Genomic DNA, 14,088 nt, shown 5'->3' with positions numbered 1-14,088 from the left:
GAGCCCCTTGACAGCGGTGGGCGCCGATTCATTGACGACACGTCACACGTGCGGCGGCTCCACGTCCGAGTCGAGCCGCAGCCCCGCCTTCACCGCCACGGTCGTCGGGTGCTCCTCCCCCAGCGTCGCCCGGGCCCGGCGGATGCAGTCCGCCCGCAGCTCGGCCGCCCGCTCGGTCTGCCCCGCGGTCGCGAGCGACAGCGAGAGGTTGGAGTTGATGCCGATCGAGTCGTAGTGGTCCTGGCCGAGCGTCGCGGTCATGAGGGGCGCGGCCTCCAGCTCCAGGGCCAGCGCCTCCTGCGTCTCCCCGGCCAGCGCCAGGTCGTTCGCGTGGTTCATCATCGCGATCGGGATGTAGAGGTGGTGGTCCCCGAGGACCGTCCGGAACTGCGCCAGGGTCCGCCCGGACAACGCCTTCGCCTCCTCCAGGCGGCCGGCCAGCCGCAGGTAGACGGACAGGTTGTTGGCGCCCGCCAGGGTCACCGGGTGGTTCTCGCCCAGGTAGTCGCGGTACCGCGCGAGGGCCCGTTCGGCGAGCGGGATGGCCCGCTCGGTGAGGCCGAGGGCGTTGAGGTCGCTGGCCAGGTTGGTGGCGGCGGCGAGGGTGTCGGGGTGCTCGGGGCCGTTGATGTCCAGGTAGCGCTGGTAGATGTCCTCGTCTATCTCCAGGGCCTCGTTGTAGCGGCCGGCCCGCCGCAGGGCCACGGCGAGGTTCTTGCGGGCGCGGAGGGTGTCGGTGTGGCCGTCGCCGATGGTCTGCTGGTAGATCCGGACGGTCTCCTCCAGCAGGTCGAGGGCCTCCCGCAGGCGTCCGGTCTCGCGCAGGTCGCGCGCGTAGTTGGAGGCGGACGAGAGCGCGTAGAGGCTGTGCGCGCCGAGGGCGTCGCGCTGCTGGAGGTAGTTGCTGCGGTGGCGCTCCAACGCCGCCCGCCGGTCGCCGGCCAGGTAGTCGGAGACGGCGAGGTTGTTGGTGATCATGAGCGTGCGCGGGTGGTCGGGCCCGAGGGTGCGCCGGGCCGCGTCCAGGGTGCGGCGGTCGAGGGTGCGGGCCTCGTCGTAGCGGCCGAGGAAGCGCAGGTCGGCGCCGAGGCTGTTGGCGACGGCGAGGGTGTGCGAGTGCTCGGGGCCGAGGGTCGCGGTGAACCGGTCCAGGATGTCGCGGTCCATCTCGTACGCCTCCTGGAGGGCGCCCTGGGACCGCCGGATGTTGCTGAGCTGGGTGCGCAGCATGAGCGTCTGGGCGTCGTTGTCGACGTCGAAGCCGGGCCCGCCGTAGCCGTCCCGGCTCCAGTGTTCGAGCGTCCGCTCGGCGAGTTCCCGGCCGGACTCGTGCAGGCTGCGCTTCCACTGGTAGCGGACGGAGTCGATGATCCACTGCCGGACGTCCTCGTCGGCGCTGTCGACGGCGCCGGAGGGCCACAGGTGCGGCAGGAGTTCGGCGTACTCGGCCCAGTTGGCGGGGACGTCGGGGTCGCCGGGGTTGGCGGTGGCGAGCGCCGCGTGGACGACGCCGCGCAGTTCGGCCCGCCGTTCCTCCTCGACCTGGTCCCGGAGCACGGCCTGGACGAGCCGGTGCACGGTGATGGTCTCGCTGCCCTGGTCGGTGCGGGCGAGCCCGAACCGGTTGATGGCGCGCAGGAATTCGCCGATCGCGAGCTTGTCGCGGGGCGCGCGCGGGGGCAGCCGCAGGGCGCGGGTGACCGCGCGGCTGTAGAGCAGCCGCATCGGGATGGCGTCGGGGCCGAAGAAGGCGCAGATCTCCAGGATCTGGGCGGCCGGGGCGTTCATCCGGCGCAGTTCCTCGACCGAGATGCGCCAGGTGGCCGCGGCGGAGTGCGGGTAGTCGGCGGTGCGCAGGGCGGTGCGCTCCAGCATCTCGGTGAGCTCTTCGTCGAGCAGTTCGAGGTAGGTGGCGATCGGCATGGACGTCTCCTGCAGCCAGACGGCGGCCTGGCCGACGGCGAGCGGCAGGTCGCCGAGGCGGTGGGCGACCTGGTCGGCGTCCTCCAGGGAGAGGCCGCTGTTGAAGCGGCGCAGCAGCCGGATGCTCTCCTCGCGGAGGAAGACGTCGACCTCGACGAGGCCGGCGTGCCGGGCCCAGCCCTGGTTGCGGGAGGTGATCAGGACGTGCCCGCCGGAGGAGCCGACCGGCTGCCAGGGGGCGAGTTCCTCGGGGGTGCCGGCGTTGTCGAAGACGAGCAGCCAGCGGCGGTAGGGCTGGCCGCGGCGCAGCGCGTCGAGGACGGCGGCGGCGGTGTGCGCGACGTCGTCGCTGGTGGGCACGCCGAGCCGCGGGGCGAGTTCGGCGAGCTTCTGCGGGATGTTGGCGGGTTCCTCCGCGGGCACCCACCAGACGACGTCGTAGGCGGCCTTGAAGCGGTGGGCGTACTCGGCGGCGATCTGTGACTTCCCGGCGCCGCCGAAGCCGTACAGGACCTGGCTGAGCACGGCGCCGGGGCCGCCGGTGAAGCGGTTGCGGAGCAGTTCGAGGAGCTTGCCGCGGCCGATGAAGGAGGCGTTGCGCGAGGGCGCCTCCTGGACCTGCGGGGCGGTGCCTGGGAAGCGCGCGGGGGCGAGGAACTCGCCGCTGTCGGAGTCGGACTGGCGGGCGCTGCCGGGCGGCGGGCCGAGCTCGCCGTAGAGCTGGGACTCGGCGGCGACGGCGGAGGAGCGGACGAGGTCGGGCGCGGCCTGGCCGATGAACGGGCGGGGCACCGGCTCGTCGGAGTCCTGCAGCCGCAGGGCGACGAGGGCCGGGGAGCCGGAGGCGAGTTCGCGGCCCTGGAGCAGTTGCCAGACCTCGGCGGCGCGGGGCAGCGCGGTGTACTCGGGCGAGAGCAGCGCGAGCAGCCGGCCCTGGCCGTCGAGCGGCCCGGCGACCTCGGGCGGGCGGCCGCCGGTGTACGGCTCGGCGGCGTTGTGCAGGGAGGACTGGTAGCCGAAGCGGGTGAGGGTGCCGGCCGCCCACTCGGCCCACATCCGGTCCTCGGGCGCGTAGCTGACGAAGACCTGCCGGGGCACGGCGCGGGCGGAGCGCAGGTAGGCGCCGTAGAGGCGGCGGCGGGTCTCGGAGCCGAGCGGGCGCAGGGTGCGGACCCTGCCGTCGGTGATCCAGCCGGCCAGCCGTTCGAAGGCGTTGAGCAGGCTGCGGGCCTCCTGCGGCCGGTCGGCGACGGTGGCGGGCACCTCCTCGTAGGCGTAGAACGGCTTGTACGGGACCTCGACGTCGGCCCAGTAGCCGGCCCGGCGTTCGGCGGGCAGCCAGCGGCCCAGGTAGGGCGCGAAGGCCTCGCGGGCGAAGTCGCGGCCGGCTTCGAGGCGCTCCTGCTCGGCGTCCTCGACCCGCATCGGCACCGGCAGGACGCGGATGGCCCGTTCCTCGGCCTCGGCGATGGCCCGGGCGGCGTCGACGCCGCCGCGGATGTTCTGGGCGCTGAAGGTGAAGCAGTCGACGACGGAGTCGGGCATCAGGACGGTGCAGATGCCGGAGGTGTCGCTGACGCCGGTGCGGCTGTCGATGAGCACGTAGTCGTACGTACGGGACCAGCGTTCGCGCAGCTCGCGCAGGAACTCGCCGCCGCGGATGTCCCGCCCGTGGTAGAAGCTGCGCCAGTTGAAGCTGGTGACGGCGGCGGCGTAGGCGGCGTTCTGCCGGCCGGCCGGGAGGAAGTCGAGCCGTCCGCCGGCCGGCAGGTCGAGGGCGAGGCCGCAGACGTAGGCGTCCAGCCGGCCCGGTTCGTCGAGCCAGGCGGCCGGGGGCAGGCCGGTCGGTCCGACGGCGGAGGGCAGCGCCTGTTTGACGTAGGAGCGCAGCAGGTCGATCAGGCCCTCGGTGGAGTGGAGTTCGGGGTCGACCAGCAGCGGGTGGTAGTAGCGGTGGAGGCCGGGCGCCTCCAGGTCCCAGTCGACGACGAGGACGCGCAGGCCGCGGCTGGCGAGGATCCAGCCGACGTTGGCGAGGGCCATGGTGCGGCCGGTGCCGCCCTTGAAGGAGTAGAACGTGACGACCGATCCCGGTCCGCCGCGGGCCGGCTCTGTTCCGGGCTCAGTGATCATCGTCCTGGTCTCCCCTCAGGGGCGCTGCGTCGTCGTGGTGGTCGCGCGGGTTCGGCACGTCGGGCGGGTTGGGCCACCGCCCCGGTTCCCGTGGCGGGGTCTCCGGGGCCGGCTGCGGACCGAACGGGATGGCCAGCCCGGGGATCGCCCGTTCGCCGGTGCCGCCGGGTCCGAAGCCGAATGCGCCACCGTCATCGTCCCCCCAGTCCAGGTTGTCGTCCATGAGCTTGTTCTGAGCGACCGTCACCATGATGGTGAGGTCGGAGTCGAAGTTCTCCCGGTTCACCTTGACGCGGAAGAGGTGCTCCGGGTCGCTCCGGCGCAGCCAGTTGCGGCGGAACACGCCGCGCACGCCGGCCCAGAGCGCGTCGCGCTCCCCCTCCGGGTCGGCGCTGCCCATCGGGACCATCACGCCGGTGACGGGGTGGTTCTGGTCGTCGTACTCGCGCAGTGCGGTGCGGTAGCGGTCGTGCCCGGCCACCCAGGGGTCCACCAGCAGGACGCTGACCTGGCTGTCCTCGCGGGCCTGGTCGAGCTTCTCGCCGAGGCCCGTGCCGACCTCCTCCAGGGTGGTGGTGTGTCCGGCGGCGGTGATCACCCGCTGGGCGCGCACCGCGAGGGACGGCGTCGTGGGCGGGTGGTACGGCGCCCAGTGCCAGGGCTTGGCCCCGTACCAGCCGCCGGCGTGGGAACCGCCCTCGGCGGCGGCCTCCGAGGCCCGGCCGGCCGCGATGAACAGCCGGACCATGCCCGCGGCGGCCGTGGGCTCCACCGGCTGCGGGCCGGGGAAGTAGCCGCGCACCGCGTTGAGGTCGAAGTCGGCGAGCTCGGTGAGGCGGCGCGCGGCCGCGTCGCGGACGCGCTCGGCGACGACCTTGACGACCTGCCGGTAGGCGTCGCCCTGCGGCCCGGTGCGCAGCAGCGCGCGCAGGCCGTACCGCGCGTAGGCCTCGCCCATGTCCGGCTGGGCCCACTGGATCTTGGTGACCTCGGCGGCCAACTCGCCCGGGACGACCGGTTCCCAGAGCACCGGGACCAGCGCCGGGATGAGCTCGCCGGTGTCCTCGTGGTGGCGCCGGACGCGGCCGCGGAAGGCGGTCCACTCCTTGCCGCAGTAGAGGCTGGCGAAGTAGGCGGGCGAGTAGAGCGCGACCATCGTGCGGCTGCGGCCCAGCATGGTGGCGAGCTGCTCGGCCCAGTCGTCGCCGACGCGCAGCTGCTCGGTGTCGCGGTACGCCAGCTCCTCGGCCCGCGCGGCGGGTTCGATGCGCCCGAGCTCGTCTCTCAGGTCGTTGAAGAACTGGTCGACGAAGGCGTCCTCCGCCTCGAAGTCCACACGGGCGTAGCTGAAGAAGAAGTAAGGCTGCAGCACTCTGTCCCCCGAGGCCCGACGGTGTCGCGACGGCGCTGGTTTCATACCCAGCATGTCGTGAACTCCACCGGCCGCGCGGGGAAGTTGGCGAACTCGGAGGCTCCGGGGGGTTTAACCGGTGGTGGGGCGCACGCCCCGGCCGGCCCCGCTACCGCCCTCGCTACCGGCCGAGCGCCGACTGGAACGCCGCGAGCGGTTCCGCGCCGGGGGTCAGCGCGTCCGCGACCACCCGGCGCAGCAGGTCGCCGAGGACGGTGTCGGGCAGCGCGTCGAGTTCGTCGAGCGGCAGGGCGGCGACGTCGACCAGGTCAGAGCCGAGTCCAGCGGCGGTTTCCGCACCGGTGACGCCCATCAGTCCCTCACTCGATCGTGTCGGCACGGCGGGCTGGTGCCCCGGTGGGATCCGACCCAGGTCCGCGCGGGCAGAATGCTACTACGCCGCACCTTGATCATGACGGACCGTCAGGTCAACTGTGCCGCCGCGCCCGCCGCGCCCCCGCCCCGCCGTCAGGGGCAGAGGCGTTCGACGCGCCAGCCGGTGGGGGCAGCGGGGTCGGCGAGGTAGCGGAGGCGGTCGTGGAGGCGGTTCTCGCGGCCCTGCCAGAACTCGACGCTCTCCGGGACCACCCGGTAGCCGCCCCAGAACGGCGGGACGGGCACGCCCTCGCCCTCGGGGTAGCGGCGTTCCAGTTCGGCGTAGCGCCGTTCGAGGACCTCGCGGCCGGCGACCGGACTGGACTGCTCGCTGGCCCAGGCGCCGAGCTGGGAGCCGTGCGGGCGGGTGCGGAAGTAGGCGGCGGTCTCGTCCCGGCCGACCTTCTCGACCCGGCCCTGGACGATGACCTGGCGGGCCAGCGCGATCCACGGGAAGAGCAGGGCCGCGTGCGGGTTCGCCGAGAGCTCCGAGCCCTTGGTGGAGCCGTAGTTGGTATAGAAAACGAAGCCGCGCGCGTCGTAGCCCTTGAGCAGGACGGTGCGCGAGTTGGGCCGCCCCTGGGCGTCGGCGGTGGAGAGCACCATGGCGTTGGGCTCGATCACGCCGGCGTCGTCCGCCTCGTGGAACCAGCGGGTGAACTGGCCGAGCGGGTCGGGCGCGAGCTGCTCCTCGACCAGGCCCTCGTGGGTGTAGTGCTTGCGCATCACCGTGAGGTCCGGACCGGGCCGGGCCTCGTCGGCCAGGTTCCGGGTGGCGGGGCTCAGGGGCGTCGACTGGGCGCGTTCCGGGGTCTGCACGCCAACATCATCCCGTACGACAAGCAACCGGCACCGCTACCTCGAGACAAACCCCGGTGGGAGATAAGGTGACTCGCCACCGCTTGGCCGCCCGTCGTACGGTGAATTGTCCGGAACACGGCTTTCGGTTCCGGAGATTTCCCGGGCACGACCGACCCTCGGCGGAAAAGTCAAGCGGGCCCGCGGGAAACATCACCACGGTGGTGTATGGCGCAATGCACCCCGTGCCTGCCACTCTGGCACCGAGTGCCAACCACCATTCGGTCACTGGCGTGCCCGCCCCACCACGGCGGAGCGCCGATCGCAGAACTGAAGGAGCCGTCGCATGTCCGACTTCGTACCCGGGCTTGAGGGAGTCGTCGCGTTCGAGAGCGAGATCGCGGAGCCCGACCGCGAGGGCGGCGCCCTCCGATACCGCGGTGTGGACATCGACGACCTGGTCGGCAAGGTCTCCTTCGGCCACGTGTGGGGCCTGCTGGTGGACGGCAAGTTCAACCCCGGCCTGCCGGCCGCCGAGCCCTTCCCGATCCCGGTGCACTCCGGCGACATCCGGGTCGACGTCCAGTCCGCGCTCGCCATGCTCGCCCCGGTCTGGGGCCTCAAGCCGCTGCTCGACATCTCCGCCGAGCAGGCCCGCGACGACCTCGCCCGCGCCGCCGTCATGGCCCTGTCCTACGTCGCCCAGTCGGCCCGCGGCCAGGGCCTGCCGATGGTCCCGCAGAGCGAGATCGACAAGGCCGAGACGGTCGTCGAGCGGTTCATGATCCGCTGGCGCGGCGAGCCGGACCCGAAGCACGTCAAGGCCGTCGACGCGTACTGGACCTCGGCCGCCGAGCACGGCATGAACGCCTCCACCTTCACCGCCCGCGTCATCGCCTCCACCGGCGCCGACGTCGCCGCCGCGCTGTCCGGCGCGGTCGGCGCGATGTCCGGCCCGCTGCACGGCGGTGCGCCCTCCCGCGTGCTCGGCATGATCGAGGAGATCGAGCGCACCGGCGACGCGGTCACGTGGGTCAAGAACGCGCTGGACAAGGGCGAGCGCCTGATGGGCTTCGGCCACCGCGTCTACCGCGCCGAGGACCCGCGCGCCCGCGTGCTGCGCCGCACCGCCAAGGAGCTCGGCGCGCCGCGCTTCGAGGTCGCCGAGGCGCTGGAGAAGGCCGCGCTGGAGGAGCTGCACAACCGCCGCCCGGACCGCGTCCTCGCCACCAACGTCGAGTTCTGGGCCGCCATCATGCTGGACTTCGCCGAGGTCCCGGCGCACATGTTCACCTCGATGTTCACGTGCGCGCGCACGGCCGGCTGGTCGGCGCACATCCTGGAGCAGAAGCGCACGGGCCGGCTCGTGCGCCCCTCCGCGCGCTACATCGGCCCCGGCGCGCGTCGCCCCGAGGAGATCGAGGGCTGGGACGCCATCGTCCACTGACGTCAGGCGGACGCCCCCGGCGTCCCCCTGACGCACCGTCCCTGACCAGCGGGTCCGGCCCCGGCCGGACCCGCTTCGGCTTGTCCGGGAGCAGTCGAGATCACAGTCTCAGGACGCGGACGACCGTATCCCCGCCCGTGCCCCGGCCGGTAGGCTGCGGCGCGTGGCTCAGATCCAGATCCCCGCTGACATCAAGCCCGCAGACGGCCGTTTCGGCTGCGGACCGTCCAAGGTGCGCCCCGAGGCCCTGAGTGCCCTCGCCGCCACCCAGACCTCCCTGCTCGGCACCTCCCACCGCCAGGCCCCGGTGAAGAACCTGGTCAAGCGCGTGCGCGAGGGCGTGAGCAGCCTGTTCTCGCTGCCCGAGGGCTACGAGGTGGTGCTCGGCAACGGCGGCTCCACCGCCTTCTGGGACATCGCCGCCTTCGGCCTGGTGCGGGAGAAGTCCCAGCACCTGGACTTCGGCGAGTTCTCCTCGAAGTTCGCCTCCTCGGTCAAGGCCGCGCCGTGGCTGGGCGAGCCGAGCGTGATCAAGACCGCCCCGGGCACCCACCCGCTGCCGGTCGCCGAGGCCGGCGTGGACGTCTACGGCCTCACCCACAACGAGACCTCGACCGGTGTCGCGATGCCGATCGCGCGCCCGGCGGGCGCGGACGAGGGCTCGCTGGTACTGGTGGACGCCACCTCGGGCGCCGGCGGCCTGCCGGTGGACATCACCGAGACCGACGTCTACTACTTCGCCCCGCAGAAGTCCTTCGCCTCCGAGGGCGGCCTGTGGCTGGCCACCTTCTCCCCGGCCGCCCTGGAGCGCGCCGCCGAGATCGCCGCCTCCGGCCGCTACATCCCGCCGTTCTTCTCGCTGCCGACGGCCATCGACAACTCGTCGAAGGACCAGACGTACAACACCCCGTCGCTCTCCACCCTGTTCCTGCTGGCCGACCAGCTGGAGTGGCTGAACGGCAACGGCGGGCTCGACTGGGCCGTCGCCCGTACGGCTGATTCCTCGTCCCGGCTGTACGGCTGGGCCGAGAAGTCGTCCTACGCGACCCCGTTCGTCGCCAACCCGGCCGAGCGCTCGCAGGTGGTCGGCACGATCGACTTCGACGAGTCGGTGGACGCCGCCGCGGTCGCCAAGGCACTGCGTGCCAACGGCATCGTGGACACCGAGCCGTACCGCAAGCTCGGCCGCAACCAGCTGCGCATCGCGATGTTCCCGGCGATCGACCCGGCGGACGTCGAGGCGCTCACGCAGTGCATCGACTACGTGGTCGAGGCGCTCTAGCACCCGGCACACCGACGACGAGTGGGGGCCCCCCCCCCGGGGGGGGGCCGCGGGGCCATAGGCCCGCGGGGGGGGCGCGGGGTTTCGAAGGTGGCGCCGCCCGGCCCCCCGCCCGCCCCCCCCCCCCCAGCAACTCCACCCGGTCGACGCGGCCCACCCCCCCCCCCCCCCCCCCCCGCCCGCGCCCCCCCCCCGGGGGGGGCCCCCCCTCTCGTCATTGCCGCGTGGCTGCTGCCGGAGTGTTGCAAGGGTGCCGCCGGAGTGCCGCCGGACTGCCCCCGGCGGGAGGCCCGCCGGGGTGCCACCGCTACCGGTTGACCAGCGAGCCGACCAGGACGACGACCAGCAGGAGCACCAGGGTGCCGGTCACGATGCGCATGCGAGTCTTGGGATCCACGGTCAACGAGCGTACCTCCGGCTCACCCCCGGCTAGACGCCGAGTCCGGCCCCGCCGGTGGCGTCGATGTTCTGGCCGGTGACCCACCGGGAGTCGGCGGAGGCCAGGAAGGCCACGATGTCGGCGATGTCCGACACCTCGGCGACCCGCTTGAGCACCGACTGCCCGGCCGTCCGCTCCCGCGCCGCCGGGTCCTCCAGCCACGGGTTGACGTCGGTCGGGACGACGCCGGGCCGCACCGCGTTCACGGTGATCCCGCGCGGCCCGAGCTCCTCGGCCAGGGCCAGGGTGAAGGTCTCCAGCGCGCCCTTGGTCATCGCGTAGGCGATGGCCGACGGGAAGGCCACCCGGGTCACGGCGGACGAGACGTTGACGATCCGCCCGCCGTCCCGCAGGCGCTCCAGGCCTCGCTGGACGACGAAGAACGGCGCCTTGGCGTTCACCGCGAACACCTCGTCGTAGCCCGCCTCGGCCAGCTCGTGGACCCTCCCGAACAGGCCCATGCCCGCATTGTTGACCAGGACGTCCAGCCCCTCGGCTCCCCCGCCGTGGCCGGCCCCGTGCTCGGCGCCGTACGCCGCCAGCCCCTGGTCGAAGGCCGCCCACAGCGCGTCGGCGTCGCCGGGCACGCCCAGCTCGGCGCCGATCGCGAAGGCCCGTCCGCCCGCCGCCTCGATCGTCCGCACGACCTCCTCGGCGGCCTTCCCGTTGCGGCCGTAGTGCACGGCGACCAGCGCGCCGTCCCGGCCGAGCCGCTCGGCGATGCCCCGCCCGATGCCCCGGCTGCCACCCGTCACCAGTGCCGTCTTCCCTGCCAGCGCGCCCATGGCCACGCCCCCTCACTCCGGTCGACTCCTGCAGCGATCTGTTTCTGTAGTGATCGCTAATGAATGGAACCGTAGCACGGCTTCTGTAGCGCTCGATATAAAATCTGGCCATGACCAGCACGACGCGCGGGCGCCCCCGCTCCTTCGACCGCGAGGCCGCCCTCGAACAGGCCCTGCGGCTCTTCTGGGAGCGCGGCTACGAGGCCACCTCGGTCGCCGACCTCACCGCCGCCATGGGCATCCGCCCGCCGAGCCTGTACGCGGCCTTCGGCGACAAGCGGACGCTCTTCGCCGAGGTCGTGGCCCGCTACCAGGAGACGTACGGCATCCACACGACGCGCGCCTTCGCGGAGGAGCCGACCACCAGGGCCGGCGTCGACCGGATGCTGCGCGAAGCCGCGGCCGTGCTCACCGACCCGGCCCACCCCTGGGGCTGCCTGCTGGTCGGCTCGACGGTCAACTGCACCTCGCCCGACGTCGTGCAGGCCGTCCGCGAGCAGCGCGAGGCCAACGTGCGCGACCTGGAGTCCCGGATCCGCGCCGACGTCGCCGCCGGCCTGGAGCCGGCCGGCACCGACCCGGCCGCGCTGGCGCAGTTCATCGCGACCGTCGTCCACGGCATGACGCTGCGCGCCCGCGACGGCGCGAGCCGGGCGGAGCTGGAGCAGGTCGCGGCCGTCGCGATGCGCGCCTGGCCGTGATCAGTCGACCGCCCAGCGCGCCAACGGCCACGCGCGGACGGTCTCGTAGTGCGCGAAGCCGCCGTCCAGGTCGCTCTTCATCAGGCGCAGGTCGGCGGCCTCCCACTCCGGCCCCCGGTAGTCGGCCAGCGCGGCGGCCAGTCCCTCCAGCTCGGCCGCCGCGACCCGCTGGACGGCCCTCCGGTGCCCGCGCGACGAACCGGCCCGGGCGAGCGTGAGGTGCGGATGGAAGGCGAACGCGTCCACCTCGCCGGTGACGTCCGCGGTGGCCTCGTTCACGGCCTCGGCGAGCCTGCGCAGCGCCCAGGCCTGCCCCTCGACCCCCGCCCAGAGCACCCGGTCGCCGAACCGGCCCGCACCCGCGAGCCGCAGCCGGTGCGCCGGGTGGGCCTCGGCGACGGCGGCCAGGGCCGTCTCCAGCTCCGGCAACCGGTCCTCCGGCACCTGCCCGAGGAAGGCCAGCGTCAGGTGCCAGCCGTCGACCGTGGTCCAGCGCAGCCGGTCCGCCCCGGGCAGCCCGCGCACCGGCGCCACCGCGTCGGAGAGCCCCTGCAACGCCTCGACCGGCGGGAGCACCGCCACAAACAATCTCATGGTCTTATCTTCCGCCCTTCCGCCGAGCCGTCGTCTGCACTAGAACTTTCTCCATGAAGATCCGCAACGGGGGCCCCGAAGACGTGCCCGACCTGCTCGCCCTGCTCGACGGCGCCGTGGCCTGGCTGGCCGGCCAGGGCCGCACCGGCCAGTGGGGCGACCAGCCCTTCTCCACCCTCCCGGCCCGGGTGGAGCACGTCGAGAAGTACGGCCGCGAGCCGTTCCTGATGCGCCTGGCCGTGGACGACGAGGGCCGCACCGTCGGCGCGTGCGTCCTGTCCGAGGAGCGGGGGCAGTACATCCCCGCGGTGGACGAGCGCGAGCTGTACGTCCGCAACCTGGTGACCGACCGCACGCGCAAGGGCTCGGGCATCGGCGCCGCGCTGATCGCCGACGCGCTCGACGAGGCCCGCCGGCGCGGCATCGGCCTGCTCCGGGTGGACTGCTACGGCGGCAACGACCGCAAGCTCGTCGGCCAGTACCGGGCCCTCGGCTTCACCGAGACCGAGTCCTTCGAGGTCGAGCAGCCGAACGGCGTGTGGGTCGGCCAGGTCCTGGAGATCCGGCTCTAGGGACAGCGTCCGGGTACACCTCAGGCCTCGGGGGCGTCGCCGCACCCGAGGCCTGACGATTCGTCAGCAGGCCGGAGCCAGCTGGGACTTGGACGTGGCACGGGTCCGCGGCACGACGGCCACCACCCGGCCGCCGCGGCCCGGGTGCAGGTCGAAGCGCACCTTCAGGTCCGCGCTGCGGGCGAGCACCAGGCCCACCGCACCGGCCGCCAGCGCGGACACCAGCCCGCAGGCCAGCAACCCGAGCCGGGGCCCGTACGAGGCGGTGACCCAGCCCACGATCGGCGCGCCGATCGGCGTGCCGCCGGTGAAGACCAGCACCAGCAGGCCCATCACCCGGCCCCGCATCTCGGGGTCGGTGGCCAGCTGCAGCATCGAGTTGACCGAGGTGTTGAAGCTCAGCCCGAACACCCCGATCAGCGTCAGCAGCGCCGCGAAGGTCCAGTAGTCGGGCGCGAACGCGGCCACGACCTCCAGCGCGCCGAAGCCCAGCGCCGCCGCCACCAGCCGGCGCAGGCGCGGCGCGCCCCGGCGGGCCGCGAGCAGCGCTCCGGCCAGCGAGCCGACCGCCATCGCGGTGTTCAGCAGGCCGTACTGCCCGGCGCCCACCTTGAAGGTGTCGTGCGCGAAACCGGCCAGCAGCGTCGGGAAGTTGAAGCCGAAGGTGCCGATGAACCCGGCGAGCACCATCGGCCAGAGCAGCTCGGGCCGCTCCTTCACGTACCGCAGTCCCTCGCGCAGCTGCCCCTTCTCGCGGGCGATCGGCTCGGTCGGGCGCAGCTCGCTCTCCCGCATCGCGAGCAGTCCGCCGATCACGGCGGCGAAGGACAGCGCGTTGACGGCGAACGCCCAGCCGCTGCCGACCGCGGCGATCAGCAGGCCCGCGACGGCGGGGCCGACCAGGCGCGCGGTCTGGAAGTTGGCGGCGTTGAGGCTGACCGCGTTGGCGAGGTCCTTCGGGCCGACCATCTCGGACACGAAGGCCTGCCGGGTGGGGTTGTCCACCACGGTGACCAGGCCGAGGAGCAGGGCGAACGCGTACACGTAGTACGGCGTCACGATGCCGCCGACGGTCATCACGGCGAGGCCCGCGGCGAGCAGGCCCATCGCGCCCTGGGTGTAGATCAGCAGCCGGCGCTTGGGCATCCGGTCGGCGAGGACGCCGCCGAACAGGCCCAGCAGCAGCATCGGCAGGAACTGCATCGCGGTGGTGATGCCGACGGCGAGCGGGCTGCCGGTGAGGCTGAGCACCAGCCAGTCCTGGGCGATCCGCTGCATCCAGGTACCGGTGTTGGACACCACCTGGCCGGCGAAGTAGTAGCGGTAGTTGCGAACGCGCAGTGAGGAGAACATCCCCCGGGGCCGCGTGAAGGTGGCACCGGTCGGGGATGCGGCCGCGTGGCTGCGGCCAGGAGCGGCGGGGTCGTCCGCCGCGGTGCGTTCGTCGGGGTCGTCGTCGCCGTTGCCCGGCAGCCCCGTGGGGGCGGGTGCCTGGCTATCGGCGGCCGCGGCGGTGGCCGCGGCGGGGTCGGTGGTCGGCTCGTCGGTACGGATGGCGGCGGCGGCTGCGGCCGGCGGTGTCACGGTGTTCTCCCCTCGCGGCGCGACGGCCCGTACAACGGCCGTCG

Annotated in this window: 11 protein-coding genes; 4 read left to right on the top strand and 7 right to left on the bottom strand. The window is 73.3% G+C overall.

The window, feature by feature from the left end; translation table 11 throughout:
* Positions 1–42: 42 nt before the first annotated feature.
* The 4 genes from fxsT to pdxH all read right to left on the bottom strand — a co-directional run bounded on the left by fxsT (position 43) and on the right by pdxH (position 6,568).
* Positions 43–4,056: an FxSxx-COOH system tetratricopeptide repeat protein gene (fxsT, locus tag ACFV4G_RS02200; protein WP_380435560.1), complete on the bottom strand. Its 4,014-nt coding sequence runs from the start codon at positions 4,054–4,056 to the stop codon at positions 43–45.
* Positions 4,046–5,428 carry a TIR-like protein FxsC gene (locus ACFV4G_RS02195; protein ID WP_380435558.1) on the bottom strand — a complete coding sequence of 461 codons (1,383 nt, stop codon included), beginning with the start codon at positions 5,426–5,428 and terminating at the stop codon, positions 4,046–4,048. Before ACFV4G_RS02195 ends, fxsT begins: the two co-directional genes overlap by 11 nt.
* Positions 5,429–5,588: 160 nt before the next feature.
* The gene (gene fxsA / locus ACFV4G_RS02190) at positions 5,589–5,780 is read right to left on the bottom strand and encodes an FxSxx-COOH cyclophane-containing RiPP peptide (protein ID WP_359967709.1); all 192 of its coding nucleotides are present in this window, start codon (positions 5,778–5,780) and stop codon (positions 5,589–5,591) included.
* A gap of 155 nt (positions 5,781–5,935) precedes the next feature.
* Positions 5,936–6,568, bottom strand: coding sequence for a pyridoxamine 5'-phosphate oxidase (pdxH, locus tag ACFV4G_RS02185; protein ID WP_380435760.1), 633 nt, complete (start codon positions 6,566–6,568; stop codon positions 5,936–5,938).
* A 418-nt stretch (positions 6,569–6,986) separates the two neighbouring features.
* Here pdxH and ACFV4G_RS02180 point away from each other — a divergent pair, with 418 nt between their 5' ends.
* Positions 6,987–8,087, top strand: coding sequence for a citrate synthase 2 (locus ACFV4G_RS02180; RefSeq protein ID WP_380435555.1), 1,101 nt, complete (start codon positions 6,987–6,989; stop codon positions 8,085–8,087).
* A gap of 163 nt (positions 8,088–8,250) precedes the next feature.
* The gene (gene serC, locus ACFV4G_RS02175; protein WP_380435553.1) at positions 8,251–9,369 is read left to right on the top strand and encodes a phosphoserine transaminase; all 1,119 of its coding nucleotides are present in this window, start codon (positions 8,251–8,253) and stop codon (positions 9,367–9,369) included.
* A 429-nt stretch (positions 9,370–9,798) separates the two neighbouring features.
* On the opposite strand, the gene ACFV4G_RS02170 is transcribed toward serC, so the two are convergent.
* Entirely contained in the window at positions 9,799–10,593 is a 795-nt protein-coding gene (locus tag ACFV4G_RS02170; protein ID WP_380435551.1) for an SDR family oxidoreductase, read from the bottom strand.
* A 110-nt stretch (positions 10,594–10,703) separates the two neighbouring features.
* Here ACFV4G_RS02170 and ACFV4G_RS02165 point away from each other — a divergent pair, with 110 nt between their 5' ends.
* Positions 10,704–11,294, top strand: a complete 591-nt coding sequence (locus ACFV4G_RS02165) for a TetR/AcrR family transcriptional regulator (protein ID WP_380435549.1) — start codon at positions 10,704–10,706, stop codon at positions 11,292–11,294.
* Here the strand turns inward: ACFV4G_RS02165 and thpR are convergent, their stop codons facing one another.
* Entirely contained in the window at positions 11,295–11,888 is a 594-nt protein-coding gene (gene thpR / locus ACFV4G_RS02160) for an RNA 2',3'-cyclic phosphodiesterase (protein WP_380435547.1), read from the bottom strand.
* Positions 11,889–11,941: 53 nt separating this feature from the next.
* Between thpR and ACFV4G_RS02155 the strand changes: the two genes are divergently transcribed.
* Positions 11,942–12,460: a GNAT family N-acetyltransferase gene (locus tag ACFV4G_RS02155; protein WP_380435545.1), complete on the top strand. Its 519-nt coding sequence runs from the start codon at positions 11,942–11,944 to the stop codon at positions 12,458–12,460.
* 63 nt (positions 12,461–12,523) lie between these two features.
* Here ACFV4G_RS02155 and ACFV4G_RS02150 read toward each other — a convergent pair.
* Positions 12,524–14,088: MFS transporter (locus ACFV4G_RS02150; RefSeq protein ID WP_380435543.1), on the bottom strand; the 1,565-nt coding region annotated here is incomplete at its 5' end.

Source organism: Kitasatospora sp. NPDC059747, assembly GCF_042732955.1.
Classification (GTDB): Bacteria; Actinomycetota; Actinomycetes; order Streptomycetales; family Streptomycetaceae; genus Kitasatospora.
Note: the sequence above shows the minus strand (reverse complement) of the source record. Positions and strands in the feature narration are given on the sequence as shown.

Excerpts from the sequence above, each read along its gene's own strand:
- fxsT (WP_380435560.1), bottom strand. The coding sequence starts at position 4,056 with ATGATCACTGAGCCCGGAACAGAGCCGGCCCGCGGCGGACCGGGATCG.
- fxsA (WP_359967709.1), bottom strand. The coding sequence starts at position 5,780 with ATGGGCGTCACCGGTGCGGAAACCGCCGCTGGACTCGGCTCTGACCTG.
- pdxH (WP_380435760.1), bottom strand. The coding sequence starts at position 6,568 with ATGCGCAAGCACTACACCCACGAGGGCCTGGTCGAGGAGCAGCTCGCG.
- ACFV4G_RS02180 (WP_380435555.1), top strand. The coding sequence starts at position 6,987 with ATGTCCGACTTCGTACCCGGGCTTGAGGGAGTCGTCGCGTTCGAGAGC.
- ACFV4G_RS02170 (WP_380435551.1), bottom strand. The coding sequence starts at position 10,593 with ATGGGCGCGCTGGCAGGGAAGACGGCACTGGTGACGGGTGGCAGCCGG.
- ACFV4G_RS02165 (WP_380435549.1), top strand. The coding sequence starts at position 10,704 with ATGACCAGCACGACGCGCGGGCGCCCCCGCTCCTTCGACCGCGAGGCC.
- thpR (WP_380435547.1), bottom strand. The coding sequence starts at position 11,888 with ATGAGATTGTTTGTGGCGGTGCTCCCGCCGGTCGAGGCGTTGCAGGGG.
- ACFV4G_RS02155 (WP_380435545.1), top strand. The coding sequence starts at position 11,942 with ATGAAGATCCGCAACGGGGGCCCCGAAGACGTGCCCGACCTGCTCGCC.